Source organism: Flavobacterium ardleyense (assembly GCF_042686085.1).
Lineage (GTDB): Bacteria > Bacteroidota > Bacteroidia > Flavobacteriales > Flavobacteriaceae > Flavobacterium > Flavobacterium ardleyense.
In genome coordinates, this window is the sequence record NZ_JBHUOL010000006.1 from 336,361 (window position 1) to 352,112 (window position 15,752).

Below are 15,752 nucleotides of genomic sequence, written 5' to 3' on the forward strand. Positions count from 1 at the left end.
TTTTAGAAGAATCTTGGTGCAGAAACTCGTGTTTTACTAAAAAGTTCATAACGAAGAAATATTTCGTGCGAACCTGAATTATATCGTGCTAATTTAGTTGTTTCCATATCGTATCCATAGCCAATAAACCATGAGTCGGAAATTTGGAAACCAGCTAATCCACTAAGAGCAGCATCCCATCTGTAGGCTGCTCCTAATGTTAGTTTATCAAAGAATAAGAAATTAGCAGTTACATCTGCTTGCAATGGCGCACCTTCTACAACTTTTGCTAACAAGGCTGGTTTGAATTTTAAATTTTCATTTATATCAAAAGCATATCCTCCTATAAAATAAAAGTGCATTTTTTCTTTATTAATCTTTACATCATTGTCATTATATCTATAGCTTTCAAAAAAGTTAGGAACAGATATTCCTAGATATCCTTTTTCAGAAAATAGATACATACCAGCACCAATATTTGGAGAAAATTTAGTGTCAACATTTTGAAATTGAGGATCAAAAGGATCATATATAGTCAATTTATTTACGTCTAAATTAAATAAATTAGCGGTTCCTTTTAATCCTACAGACAGTTTGTAATTTTCAGAAACTTGAATAAAATAGGCTAAGTCTGCAGAAATTTGATTTTCAGATGTTGGTCCTATTTTATCATTCGTAAATGATAATCCCATCCCAAAATCTGAATCGCCTAAAGGTGAACTTATACTAAAGTTATTAGTTACTGGAGCTCCATCTAATCCCACCCATTGACTACGGTGCAAAAGGAAAGCACTTAAAGTTCCTCGCGAACCCGCATATGCCGGATTGACATTTGCGGTGTTGTACATATACTGGGTATATTGAGAATCCTGTTGTGAATAACTCAAACCATGTAAAATAAGTGTACAAATTATAGTGATATATGTTTTCATATTGTTCATATTTTTAATTGCCATAATTTATTAACGATTAAGGTACAGGTACCCAGATTTATTATGATTGTTATTTTCTGCATCTGTATATTTCAAGATGTAGAAATAGGTTCCGTCTGGTAAAAGTTCGTTTTTGTTAAAAGTACTTCTACCTTCTGATTTTCCTTTAAATGATTTCGTGAGATTATCATAACCACTTTGATCATAAACAAGTACTCCCCATCTGTTATAGATCTCCACATTGTTTTTTGGATAACATTCTAATCCATCAATAAAGAACAGGTCATTTGATCCATCATCATTAGGAGAAACTGCATTATAAACAGTAATATCACAAGCTGCTAATACCACACAATCATCATTTACATTTAGATAAATTTCGAATATCATCGGACAGTCGTTATTTTCTTGAGTAACAACATATTGAAAGGTGTAGTATCCTAGTGATACATTTAAAGGATTAAATATACTTCCCGTTAAACCTCCTGAACTTGTCGTCTCCGTCCAAACTCCATTTGTAGGAACCGAAGCACCTATTACTGAGAATAAATCTAAAGCTTCGTCCTCAGTACAAATAGCGTAATTAATTGAATCAAACGGCTTGTCTATAATAACATTCAATACTTGAGAAAAAGTAGCTTCATTTCCACAATTATCAGATACAAGCCACTGGTGTGTTATTGTATAATCGTATATAGAAATTGTAGTAACGGTTTCTGTGTAAACTACGTCTAATATTCCTGAACAATTATCTGTAAACTCGGGTGTTGGAACTGGTGGAATTTCCGAACAGATTACATCAATTACAGCTTCTAATGGTGTTAGAATTGTAGGAGGTGTAGTATCTGAAACAGTGATAACTTGAGTGTGACTTACATTATTGTTACAAGCGTCAGTTGCAGTCCATGTTCTTATAATGTTGTAAGAACCAGCACAATTAGATCCTTCATAATCTAAGGTCTCAACTAGTGTAACAAGCACATTAGTATCACAATTATCAATTGCTGTTACTGTTTGTACTGTCGGAAGATTATCACAAGATACACTTACGTTTGCAGGTAAATCACTTGAAAAAACTGGTGCTGTTGTATCAATAATTGTAAATGTCGCGTCAGAAGTAGAAGTATTTCCACAATCATCAGTTGCTGTAAATGTTACAGCTGCAGTTCCCGTTGCGCCACAAGTATCTGTTACTGTATTAAAGTTATTACTCCATGTTACTGAAGAGCAAATGTCATTGGCAATTGCACCCGCATTAGAAGCTAACCATGCGTTTAAAGCTTCGGTATTTCCTTGTCCATCGCACTCAACTAAAGCATCTGCAGCTTGTACTGTTATTATTGGCGCTTGCGTATCTTGAACATTTATTGTTTGTGATATTGAAGTCGTGTTTCCACACACATCAGTTGCCGTCCAAGTTCTTACTAATTTATAATTGTTTGCACAAGAACCATCTGTTTTCACTTCGTTAAAAGTTACTACCACAGTTGCATCACAAGTATCAATTGCTAAAAGAGTAATAGCTGTTGGAACTGCATTACATTCTACTGTTACGTCAGCCGGAGCAGTTGAAGTAAATATTGGCGCTTGCGTATCTTGAACTGAAATTGTTTGCGATACTGAAGTCGTGTTTCCACAAACATCCGTTGCTGTCCAAGTTCTAACTAATTGGTAGTTGTTTGCACAAGAACCATCCGTTTTTACTTCGTTAAAACTTACTACCACGTTTGCATCACAAGTATCAGTTGCTAAAAGTGTAACTGCTGTTGGAACTGAATTACATTCTACCGTTACGTCAGCCGGAGCTGTAGTAGTAAACGTTGGCGCTTGCGTGTCTTGAACATTTATTGTTTGTGATATTGAAGTCGTGTTTCCACAAACATCAGTAGCTGTCCAAGTTCTAACTAATTGGTAGTTGTTTGCACAAGAACCATTTGTTTTCACTTCGTTAAAAGTTACTACCACGTTTGCATCACAAGTATCAGTTGCTAAAAGAGTAATAGCTGTTGGCACTGAATTACATTCTACCGTTACGTCAGCCGGAGCAGTTGAAGTAAATGTTGGCGCTTTCGTATCTTGAGCATTTATTGTTTGTGATACTGAAGTCGTGTTTCCACACACATCCGTTGCCGTCCAAGTTCTAACTAATTGGTAATTGTTTGCACAAGAACCGTCTGTTTTCACTTCGTTAAAAGTTACTACCACGTTTGCATCACAAGTATCAATTGCTAAAAGAGTAATAGCTGTTGGAACTGCATTACATTCTACTGTTACGTCAGCCGGAGCAGTTGAAGTAAATGTTGGCGCTTGCGTATCTTGAACATTTATTGTTTGTGATACTGAAGTCGTGTTTCCACAAACATCAGTAGCTGTCCAAGTTCTAACTAATTGGTAGTTGTTTGCACAAGAACCGTCTGTTTTCACTTCGTTAAAAGTTACAATTGCATCACTACAATTATCTGTAGCAAGTAGAGAAGCAACTGTCGGAACTGCTTTACATTCTACTGTTACGTCAGCCGGAGCAGTAGAAGTAAATGTTGGTGCTTGCGTATCTTGAACTGTTATTGTTTGTGATACTGAAGTCGTGTTTCCACAAAGATCAGTCGCAGTCCAAGTTCTAACTAATTGGTAGCTGTTTGCACAAGAACCATCTGTTTTCACTTCGTTAAAAGTCACTACAACATTTGCATCACAAGTATCAGTTGCTAAAAGTGTAACTGCTGTTGGAACGGCATTACATTCTACTGTTAGGTCAGTCGGAGCAGTTGAAGTAAATATTGGCGCTTGCGTATCTTGAACTGAAATTGTTTGCGATACTGAAGTCGTGTTTCCACAAACATCCGTTGCTGTCCAAGTTCTAACTAATTGGTAGTTGTTTGCACAAGAACCATCCGTTTTTACTTCGTTAAAACTTACTACCACGTTTGCATCACAAGTATCAGTTGCTAAAAGTGTAATAGCTGTTGGAACTGCATTACATTCTACTGTTACGTCAGCCGGAGCTGTAGTAGTAAACGTTGGCGCTTGCGTGTCTTGAACATTTATTGTTTGTGATATTGAAGTCGTGTTTCCACAAACATCAGTAGCTGTCCAAGTTCTAACTAATTGGTAGTTGTTTGCACAAGAACCGTCTGTTTTTACTTCGTTAAAAGTTACTACCACATTTGCATCACAAGTATCAGTTGCTAAAAGTGTAACTGCTGTTGGAACCGCATTACATTCTACTGTTACGTCAGCCGGAGCAGTTGAAGTAAATGTTGGCGCTTGCGTATCTTGAACATTTATTGTTTGTAATACTGAAGTCGTGTTTCCACAAACATCAGTTGCTGTCCAAGTTCTAACTAATTGGTAATTGTTTGCACAAGAACCGTCTGTTTTCACTTCGTTAAAAGTTACTACCACGTTTGCATCACAGGTGTCAGTTGCTAAAAGTGTAACTGCTGTTGGAACCGCATTACATTCTACTGTTACGTCAGCTGGAGCAGTTGAAGTAAATGTTGGCGCTTGCGTATCTTGAACATTTATTGTTTGTGATACTGAAGTCCTGTTTCCACAAAGATCAGTCGCCGTCCAAGTTCTAACTAATTGGTAATTGTTTGCACAAGAACCATCCGTTTTCACTTCGTTAAAAGTTACAATTGCATCACTACAATTATCTGTAGCAAGTAGAGTAGCAACTGTCGGAACTGCTTTACATTCTACTGTTACGTCAGCCGGAGCAGTTGAAGTAAATGTTGGCGCTTGAGTATCTTGAATTGTTATTGTTTGTGATACTGAAGTCGTGTTTCCACACACATCAGTAGCTGTCCAAGTTCTAACTAATTGGTAGTTGTTTGCACAAGAACCATCCGTTTTCACTTCGTTAAAAGTTACTACAACATTCGCATCACAAGTATCAGTTGCTAAAAGAGTAATAGCTGTTGGAACTGCATTACATTCTACTGTTACATTAGCTGGCACAGTCGTAGTAAATATTGGCGCTTGCGTATCTTGAACTGTTATCGTTTGTGATACTGAAGTCGTGTTTCCACAAACATCAGTCGCCGTCCAAGTTCTAACTAATTTATAATTGTTTGCACAAGAACCGTCTGTTTTCACTTCGTTAAAAGTTACTACCACGTTTGCATCACAAGTATCCGTTGCTAAAAGTGTAATAACTGCTGGAACTGCATTACATTCTACTGTTACGTCAGCTGGAGCAGTTGAAGTAAATGTTGGCGCTTGCGTATCTTGAACATTTATTGTTTGCGATACTGAAGTTGTGTTTCCACATACATCCGTTGCTGTCCAAGTTCTAACTAATTGGTAGTTGTTTGTACAAGAACCATCTATTTTCACTTCGTTAAAAGTTACTACCGCGTTTGCATCACAAGTGTCAGTTGCTAAAAGTGTAATAGCTGTTGGAACCGCATTACATTCTACTGTTACGTTAGCTGGCACAGTCGTAGTAAATATTGGCGTTTGCGTATCTTGAACTGTTATCGTTTGTGATACTGAAGTCTTGTTTCCACAAGCATCGGTAGCTGTCCAAGTTCTAACTAATTGGTAATTGTTTACACAAGAACCATCCGTTTTCACTTCGTTAAAAGTTACTACAGCATTTGCATCACAAGTATCAGTTGCTAAAAGAGTAATAGCTGTTGGAACGGCATTACATTCTACTGTTAAGTCAGCCGGAGCAGTTGAAGTAAATATTGGCGCTTGCGTATCTTGAACATTTATTGTTTGTGATACTGAAGTCGTGTTTCCACAAGCATCGGTAGCTGTCCAAGTTCTAACTAATTTATAGTTGTTTGCACAAGAACCATCTGTTTTCACTTCGTTAAAAGTTACTACCACATTTGCATCACAAGTATCAGTTGCTAAAAGTTTAATAGCTGTTGGAACTGCATTACATTCTACTGTTACGTCAGCCGGAGCAGTTGAAGTAAATGTTGGCGCTTGCGTATCTTGAACTGTTCTTGTTTGTGATACTGAAGTCGTGTTTCCACACACATCAGTTGCTGTCCAAGTTCTAACTAATTGGTAATTGTTTGCACAAGAACCATCCGTTTTCACTTCGTTAAAAGTTACTACCACATTTGCATCACAGGTGTCAGTTGCTAAAAGTGTAACTGCTACTGGAACTGCATTACATTCTACTGTTACGTCAGCCGGAGCAGTCGTAGTAAATATTGGCGCTTGCGTATCTTGAACTGTAATTGTTTGTGATACTGAAGTCGTGTTTCCACATACATCCGTTGCTGTCCAAGTTCTAACTAATTGATAATTGTTTGCACAAGAACCGTCTGTTTTCACTTCGTTAAAAGTTACTACCACATTTGCATCACAAGTATCAGTTGCTAAAAGTTTAATAGCTGTTGGAACTGCATTACATTCTACTGTTACGTCAGCCGGCGCAGTTGAAGTAAATGTTGGCGCTTGCGTATCTTGAACTGTTATAGTTTGTGATACTGAAGTCGTGTTTCCACAAAGATCAGTCGCTGTCCACGTTCTAGCTAATTGGTAATTGTTTGCACAAGAACCATCCGTTTTTACTTCGTTAAAAGTTACTACCACGTTTGCATCACAAGTATCAGTTGCTAAAAGTGTAATAGCTGTTGGAACTGAATTACATTCTACTGTTACGTCAGCCGGAGCAGTCGTAGTAAATATTGGCGCTTGCGTATCTTGAACTGTAATTGTTTGTGATACCGAAGTCGTGTTTCCACAAGCATCAGTAGCTTTCCAAGTTCTAACTAATTGGTAATTGTTTGCACAAGAACCATCTGTTTTTACTTCGTTAAAAGTTACTACCACGTTTGAATCACAAGTATCAGTTGCTAAAAGAGTAATAGCTGTTGGAACTGCATTACATTCTACTGTTACGTCAGCCGGAGCAGTTGAAGTAAATGTTGGCGCTTGCGTGTCTTGAACCGTTATTGTTTGTGATACTGAAGTCGTGTTTCCACAAACATCAGTAGCTGTCCAAGTTCTAACTAATTTATAATTGTTTGCGCAAGAACCATCCGTTTTTACTTCGTTAAAAGCTACTACCACGTTTGCATCACAAGTATCAGTTGCTAAAAGTGTAATAGCTGTTGGAACTGCATTACATTCTACTGTTACGTCAGCCGGAGCAGTCGTAGTAAATATTGGCGCTTGCGTATCTTGAACTGTAATTGTTTGTGATACTGAAGTCGTGTTTCCACAAAGATCAGTTGCCGTCCAAGTTCTAACTAATTTATAATTGTTTGCACAAGAACCATCCGTTTTTACTTCGTTAAAAGTTACAATTGCATCACTACAATTATCTGTAGCAAGTAGAGTAGTAACTGTCGGAACCGCATTACATTCTACTGTTACGTTAGCCGGAGCAGTTGAAGTAAATATTGGCGCTTGCGTATCTTGAACATTTATTGTTTGTGATACTGAAGTTGTGTTTCCACACACATCAGTCGCTGTCCAAGTTCTAACTAATTGGTAATTGTTTGCACAAGAACCATCTGTTTTTACTTCGTTAAAAGTTACTACCACATTTGCATCACAAGTATCAGTTGCTAAAAGAGTAATAGCTGTTGGAACTGCATTACATTCTACTGTTACATTGGCTGGAGCAGTTGAAGTAAATGTTGGCGCTTGTGTATCTTGAACTGTAATTGTTTGTGATACTGAAGTCGTGTTTCCACAAACATCAGTTGCTGTCCAAGTTCTAACTAATTGGTAATTGTTTGCACAAGAACCATCTGTTTTCACTTCGTTAAAAGTTACTACAACGTTTGCATCACAAGTATCAGTTGCTAAAAGTGTAATAGCTGTTGGAACTGCATTACATTCTACTGTTACGTTAGCCGGAGCAGTTGAAGTAAATGTTGGTGCTTGCGTATCTTGAACTGTAATTGTTTGTGATACTGAATTCGTGTTTCCACAAAGATCAGTAGCCGTCCAAGTTCTAACTAATTGGTAATTGTTTGCACAAGAACCATCTGTTTTCACTTCGTTAAAAGTTACTACCACATTTGCATCACAAGTATCAGTTGCTAAAAGTGTAATAGCTGTTGGAACTGCATTACATTCTACTGTTACATTGGCTGGAGCAGTTGAAGTAAATGTTGGCGCTTGTGTATCTTGAACATTTATTGTTTGTGATACTGAAGTCGTATTTCCACAAAGATCAGTTGCCGTCCAAGTTCTTACTAATTTATAATTGTTTGCACAAGAACCATCTGTTTTCACTTCGTTAAAAGTTACTACAACGTTTGCATCACAAGTATCAGTTGCTAAAAGTGTAATAGCTGTTGGAACTGCATTACATTCTACTGTTACGTTAGCCGGAGCAGTTGAAGTAAATGTTGGCGCTTGTGTATCTTGAACATTTATTGTTTGTGATACTGAAGTTGCGTTTCCACAAAGATCAGTTGCTGTCCAAGTTCTAACTAATTGGTAATTGTTTGCACAAGAACCATCTGTTTTCACTTCGTTAAAAGTTACTACCACATTTGCATCACAAGTATCAGTTGCTAAAAGTGTACTAGCTGTTGGAACTGCATTACATTCTACTGTTACATTGGCTGGAGCAGTTGAAGTAAATGTTGGCGCTTGTGTATGTTGAACATTTATTGTTTGTGATACTGAAGTTGTATTTCCACAAAGATCAGTTGCTGTCCAAGTTCTAACTAATTGGTAGTTGTTTGCACAAGAACCATCTGTTTTCACTTCGTTAAAAGTTACTACCACGTTTGCATCACAAGTATCAGTTGCTAAAAGAGTAATAGCTGTTGGAACTGCATTACATTCTACTGTTACGTCAGCTGGAGCAGTTGAAGTAAATGTTGGCGCTTGCGTATCTTGAACTGTAATTGATTGCGATACTGAAGTTGTGTTTCCACACACATCAGTTGCGGTCCAAGTTCTAACTAATTTATAATTGTTTGCACAAGAACCATCCGTTTTCACTTCGTTAAAAGTTACAATTGCATCACTACAATTATCTGTAGCAAGTAGAGTAGCAGCTGTTGGAACTGCATTACATTCTACTGTTACGTCAGCCGGAGCAGTTGAAGTAAATGTTGGCGCTTGCCTATCTTGAACTGTAATTGTTTGTGATACTGAAGTTGTGTTTCCACAAAGATCAGTAGCTGTCCAAGTTCTAACTAATTTATAATTGTTTGAACAAGAACCTCCCTCACTAGAGTTTTTTACTTCAATAAAAGTTACTACAATATTGGAATCACAATTGTCTGTTGCTGTTAATGTTGCAGCTGCCGGCACTGCATTACATTCTACAGTTACATGTGCTGGAGCGATTTCGTTAAATACTGGAGCAATAATATCATTAATAGTAATTGTCTGATTGAAATTTACACTAATACATGTTGTGGAAATTGTAAATTTTCTAGTCACAATTGTTGGACAACTACCAGTTGCAACATCTTTATATGTTATAGTATAATTTAATAAACTATTTGATACAGTTCCACCAGCGGTAATAAAATCTTGAAGTGTTATTGTAACAGGAGCAGTGCTAAAAGCTAATGGTGCTATACCATTTGTTCCACAACCATTAAATGTCGCTGAAGAAGGTCCTGTAATTGTTGGAACATCATCTATACTAATCACAAATTTAAAATAACAACCATTTGGATCGGCGGGAACTGCGTAATAAGTGGTTGAACCAACAACATTACTAGGAAATGGATTAGCACTAGTATACTGAACTGAAGATGCAGTTACAGGATAAGAGTCGTAAAATAAAGTACCATTAGGATAAGTTGCAACTATAGTGCTGAAAGGAATACCACTTGCTGAACCACAAAAGTTAAAACTAGTGTTTGTACTTTCATTCTGGCAATTTTGATTTACGAAATTTATTGCATTTACATCAATTTTTAGTGGTCTAGTAATTGGTTCTCCAACACAGGTACCAGATGTTTCATAACCTTGAATAAAAGGTTGATTTGAAATCGATACGCCGGTAATTGAACCAGTTCCATTTATAAAACCTTGCAAAGTAGCGCTTGGTGTACAAATTTGATTGGTTAATAAAAAACAATCTTCGGTTACCTTAATTTTATATCTTAATTCTCCGAGAATGGTAGATGGATTTGCAGGAATAGGAAGTGTTCCAACATCCCAAGTTAACAGACCTGATGGACCAATCGAAGGATTAAAAGACACCGTATTTGGACTAGGTAATGGACTGAAATTAATTGTTTTAACAGCACTTCCATTTACATAAGTAGCCATATATGGAATATCAATCTTAATTTTTGTATTGTTGACCGCCTCTGTTCCTTGATTTACTATTTTTATAGAATATTCAAGTTCTTGACCAGGAGTAACGCTTGTAATTCCTGTTGCCGGAAGACCATCAATAGTTTCTAAAGACATTATTCCTTGAATTTCAGGTATATAAGCATCAACTGCCATAGCTGCCATAAAAACGACATAAGTGTCACCGGTAGAGCCATAACGGAGTGCCGTCGATGTCTGGTTATTAGCAATTACAGAGTTGTTTGGATTAGGAATATTGAACATTGAAATATCTAGTCCTGTGTTATTTACCAAATTAGGACTTCTAGTATTTCCGCCAGTCTGAATAGAAGAATTAAAAAAATTATCAACTGAATTTCCAGCATGATCCAAGCCTAACCAACTATTATTGACTCTGCGAATGTCAAAATAATCACCAGTGATTCCTCTGTCACCTTCACCTGCCATTAATCCTAATTTGACATTTACTTGGCCACTTTGAACTGCGTTAAAGCCCGATATTGGAATTTGATGACTTACTGTACTTGCAGCTACAAAAGCATGACCGTCAAAAATAGTAATGTCTCTCCATTTCATTTTTGAGTTTTCATAAACTACTATGATTCCCCAACCTCCATAATATCCTGTACCGCCACCATTACCTTCGACAAGTGCAATATCTGCAACCGTGTATTTACCTACGCCGTTTGTTTGCACGTAATCAGTAATTTCGGCAAATGCGGAGTACATATAATCATCACTATTTTGAGGATAATAAATATCATTTGTACCAGCGGTAACTTCAGTATATGAACCTGCAGTAGGACCTTTTAGTCGAACTTTTCGTTTATTTAAAGTTTTAGTAGTTCCATTTTTTGTAACGGTAAATGTGTCAGAGCTAGGTGAAGAGTTTGATGCTCTACCTGTCCAATACAATCCTGCGAATACAACTTTAGAACAACTTGGAATAGCACCGTTTTCAGTTGAAAACGTTAAATTTGCAGATGATGAATTAAAAGTGGTATTATCACTATCAACATCAACATAATTCATCTTATTATTACCATTTTGAGTATTAACACCGTAACTGTTTAGTGTTAAATTCGTATTTCCAATTAATGTAAAATCTCCTTTTACATTGTAAATTGTCTGTGACGGATTTGCTGCTGGTTTTCTTGGTGTAAAACCAACTCTAACTTGTGCAACTCCAAAATAGCTAAAAGACAAGAAAAGCAACACATATAGTAGTGTTGTTTGTTCTGCCATATTTTTAAAAATGTAATTTTTTAAATTCATAATATACTATTTTTATTGAAGAATACTTATTTGATAAGATATCAAAACAAGAGAATTAGTCATAACGATTAAATCACGAATGTTTCCAGTAATTAAAGGAGTCTCAATTATTACATGAACAACTTCTAATTTTGAAAAATGATTTAAGACGTTTAAATTAATAGTAGAAACCGGAGCTGTAATTTTCACAATACAATTTTTTATATTCTGATTTTGCATTCCGTTAACTTCATTTAAGTTCGAATAGTTAATTTCAAGTGTATTGACACTTGCATTTACTTGAGCTGCCGAAGTTGTTCTGCTTGCACTACTGTTTGTAGTGAAACTAACGCTATCTGAATTTAAAATAGCATCGATCTTTCCTTTATTTATAAGCTGGCTGGGTGTATTTGATCCAACATTGTTATAATTAAAAAATTCCTGTGCATTACAAGCACCAAAGCTTATAAAGAAAAATAGTGTAAGCGTCAAATGACACTTTAGTTTTGCTGTATTTTTCATAATAAAAGTTAAAAAATTAATGATAATAGGAGGAGAAGTAATAGGGTAGATTTTTTGGGGATGGGTCGATGGGATGTTAATCCTTTTTTGGCGATAAGTGTTTGTCAATCTTTTGGTTAATTTTTAAAATCTGTTAATTAAATGTAATAATCCTATTAAAATTATAGCGCTAATTTATATAAAATCTCTTAGGAGTGAATATTACGCAGGTCTTATTCGATAAAGTGGTCGAAATAATCTATTAACTCCTTAAAAATTCCGAATTATTGTGTTTGCCAATTCAAAAAAAATGATTAATTTAATTTTTTAAATAGGAAAATATGAAAAATTTAATTTTAATTAGACATGCAAAGTCAAGTTGGGATGTACCTGTTCAAGACGTAGATCGTTCTATTTCTTCGAGAGGAGTGAAGAATGCTCATTTAATTGCTTTGCAATCAGTGAATATTGTTCCTAAATCGTACATAGTTTGGAGTAGTAATGCCAAACGCACAAAAGAAACAGCTTATATTTTTTCACAATATTTATCTGTTCCCATTGAAGTAATTAATTTTTCAGACGAATTATATACCTTTTGTGATCAAAAATTGCTTCAAATCATAAAAAAATGTAAAAATGAACATAATAATCTAATTCTTTTTGGACATAATGAAGCTATTACAAATTTTGTTAATAAATTTGGGGACCTTTATATAGAAAATGTACCCACTTCGGGATTAGTTCATCTGCAATTTGATTGCGAAGATTGGGAAAGTATAGCAAAGGGGAAAACAATAAATACCTTATTTCCAAGCCATTTTAAACATGAATAATTCCAATCATAATTCATATATCGATAGAGAAAAAAGCTGGTTGACTTTTAACGCAAGAGTTTTACAAGAAGCGAATGACCAAAACGTTCCATTATTGGATCGATTTCGTTTTTTAGGTATATTTTCTAACAACTTAGATGAATTTTTTAGAGTTCGTTACGCAGCAATCAGAAGATTATCTTTAGAAAGTACAGAAACTGAGAAAATTCTCGGGGTTCCAGCAGAAAAGCTATTGAAAGAAATCACCGAAATTGTAATTGAACAACAATCCGAAAGTTTACGAATTTTAAGCGAAATCGAGCATAAACTCGAAAATGAAAATATTTATATCATTACAGAAAAAGATATTTCAAAAGAGCAAGAGCAGTTTATTCACGATTATTTCATTCAAAAAGTCAGTCCAGCCGTAGTTACTATTATGTTAAATGATTTGGAAGAATTCCCACTTTTAAAGGATACTTCGGGCTATTTGGCGATAAAACTAGTAATGAATTCAACTGAAGATACTGAACAGATTCGCTATGCCGTTGTTGAAATTCCAAATACCATTAATCGCTTTGTAGTGCTACCTTCTAATTCTGAAAAACAATATATTATTCTTTTAGATGATGTTATTCGCTATAACTTGAATAATATTTTCAATATTTTTGATTACCAAAGCATCTCGGCACACATGATTAAAATTACGCGAGATGCACAGTTGGAATTTGATAGTGACTTGAGTAAAAGTTTCATCGAAAAAATATCTTCATCCGTAAAGGATAGAAGAGTGGGAGAACCCGTGCGTTTTGTTTACGACCAAGCAATTAGCGCAGATACATTGGACTTTTTCTTAACCGGAATGGGAATCGATAGTTCAGATAGTATTATTCCAGGCGGCAGATATCACAACCGTAGAGATTATATGAATTTCCCAAATTTAGGACGATACGACTTATTATATAGGGAAAATTTACCACTGCCAATTCCTGGTTTGTCGCTAGAAGGTAGTATTTTAGAAAAAATTAAAAAGAAAGATTACTTATTATATACACCTTATCAGTCTTTTTCTTACGTAATTAAGTTTCTTCGTGAAGCCGCGTTGGACCCAAAAGTAGTTTCAATAAAAATTACTTTATACCGTTTAGCAAAAAATTCTCAAATTGTTAGTTCACTTATAAATGCCGCCAAAAACGGTAAAAAAGTAACCGTTCAAATTGAGTTGCAAGCTCGTTTTGATGAAGAAAGTAATATTTACTATTCGGAACAAATGCAAACGGAAGGCATCGAATTGATTTTTGGTGTTAAAGGTCTGAAAGTACACAGCAAAATTTGTGTAATAGAGCGTCTTGAAGAAGGAAGAGTAAAACGATATGGTGTTATTTCAACAGGAAACTTCAATGAAAATTCTGCAAAAGTTTATACTGATGTAACGCTATTTACTAGTAATACTGAAATTTTAAAAGATACAGCAAAGATTTTTGAATTCTTCGATGTTAATTATCGCGTGCATCGTTACAAACATTTAATCGTATCGCCACATTATACAAGAAGTCGATTCAATAAATTAATAGATCGTGAAATTTTAAATGCACTTTCAGGAAAAGAAGCTTATATAAAGTTGAAAATGAATAGTATATCTGATTTTAAAATGACAGATAAATTATACGATGCCAGCAGAGCAGGAGTGAAAGTTCAATTGATTATTAGAGGAATTTGTTGTTTGATCCCAGGGGTTAAAGGTTTGAGTGAAAACATTGAAGCTATTAGTATTGTGGATCACTATTTAGAACATTCTCGAATTTATATTTTTGGAAATAATGGAAATCCGGAAGTTTATATTTCTTCTGCCGATTTTATGACACGTAATTTAGACGCTAGAGTCGAAGTTACTTGTCCTATATATGATGCTGATATTAGACAAGAACTGATAGAAACATTTGATATTGGTTGGAAAGCGAATGTAAAAGCCAGAATTCATTCAGACGATTTAAAAAATGTGTACCGAACATGTGGTGACGAAAAGCCCTTTAGAGCACAATTAGAAATGTATAATTATTACCAAAACAGGTTAGATGTAATTGCTGAAACAGTACAATAACCCTATATTTATAAGATGATTACTATAAAAAAATACGCAGCTATTGATATCGGTTCGAATGCCATGAGGTTATTAGTAACGAATATTGTAGAGCAAAAAAATTGTGCACCTCAATTCAATAAATGTGCTTTAGTTCGTGTGCCTATTCGTTTGGGACAAGATGCTTTTACGGTGGGAGAAATCTCGGAAGAAAACATCGAACGAATGATTGATGCCATGAAAGCTTTTAAATTATTGATGAAAGTTCATAAGGTTGAAAAGTATCATGCTTGCGCCACTTCTGCCATGCGTGAAGCCTATAATGGTAAAGAAATTGCTGATCTGATTAAGAAAAAAGCAGATATAAAAATAGAAATTATAGAAGGGAAGAAAGAGGCTGCTATTGTTGCGGCATCTGATTTAAATCATTTTATAAATACAGACAAAACCTATTTATATGTTGATGTGGGTGGTGGAAGTACCGAATTTTCATTGTTCAACAAAGGCGTAATTATAGCTTCGAAATCATTTAAAAATGGAACGGTGCGTTTGTTGAATAATATGGTTTCCGAAATTGTTTGGCAGGAAATTGAAAAATGGATAAAAGCAGTATGTGAACCTTTTGAAGATATAAATTTGATTGGAACGGGTGGAAACATCAACAAATTATTCAAATTATCAGGAAAAAATCAGGAAAAACCGTTGTCATATATGTACGTGCAAGCGCAATACCAAAAATTGAATAGCATGACGTATGATGAAAGAATCGCAAATTTAGGACTTAATCCTGATCGTGCCGATGTAATTATTCCAGCAACAAGAATTTACTTAAATGCGATGAAATGGAGTGGTGCACGACAAATTTATGTGCCAAAAATCGGATTGTCTGATGGAATAGTGAAAGCTATGTATTACGGAAAAATGTAAGAAATAATAAGTCGC

General features: G+C 35.3%; 6 protein-coding genes. 3 read left to right on the forward strand and 3 right to left on the reverse strand.

The annotated features are described in order from the left end of the window. Positions 1–2: 2 nt before the first annotated feature. The 3 genes from ACFSX9_RS03220 to ACFSX9_RS03230 are packed head-to-tail and all read right to left on the reverse strand — an operon-like array spanning position 3 to position 11,939. Complete coding sequence (locus tag ACFSX9_RS03220; RefSeq protein ID WP_379804319.1) at positions 3–911, reverse strand: PorP/SprF family type IX secretion system membrane protein; 909 nt, start codon at positions 909–911, stop codon at positions 3–5. A gap of 30 nt (positions 912–941) precedes the next feature. Further along, positions 942–11,438, reverse strand: coding sequence for an HYR-like domain-containing protein (locus tag ACFSX9_RS03225; RefSeq protein ID WP_379804321.1), 10,497 nt, complete (start codon positions 11,436–11,438; stop codon positions 942–944). A 12-nt stretch (positions 11,439–11,450) separates the two neighbouring features. Continuing rightward, the gene (locus ACFSX9_RS03230) at positions 11,451–11,939 is read right to left on the reverse strand and encodes a hypothetical protein (protein ID WP_379804324.1); all 489 of its coding nucleotides are present in this window, start codon (positions 11,937–11,939) and stop codon (positions 11,451–11,453) included. Positions 11,940–12,259: 320 nt separating this feature from the next. Between ACFSX9_RS03230 and ACFSX9_RS03235 the strand changes: the two genes are divergently transcribed. The 3 genes from ACFSX9_RS03235 to ACFSX9_RS03245 are packed head-to-tail and all read left to right on the forward strand — an operon-like array spanning position 12,260 to position 15,737. Next, complete coding sequence (locus ACFSX9_RS03235) at positions 12,260–12,751, forward strand: SixA phosphatase family protein (RefSeq protein WP_379804327.1); 492 nt, start codon at positions 12,260–12,262, stop codon at positions 12,749–12,751. Further along, positions 12,744–14,831 carry a polyphosphate kinase 1 gene (ppk1, locus tag ACFSX9_RS03240; RefSeq protein ID WP_379804329.1) on the forward strand — a complete coding sequence of 696 codons (2,088 nt, stop codon included), beginning with the start codon at positions 12,744–12,746 and terminating at the stop codon, positions 14,829–14,831. Before ACFSX9_RS03235 ends, ppk1 begins: the two co-directional genes overlap by 8 nt. A 15-nt stretch (positions 14,832–14,846) precedes the next feature. After that, positions 14,847–15,737 carry a Ppx/GppA phosphatase family protein gene (locus ACFSX9_RS03245; protein ID WP_379804332.1) on the forward strand — a complete coding sequence of 297 codons (891 nt, stop codon included), beginning with the start codon at positions 14,847–14,849 and terminating at the stop codon, positions 15,735–15,737. Positions 15,738–15,752: the final 15 nt, after the last annotated feature.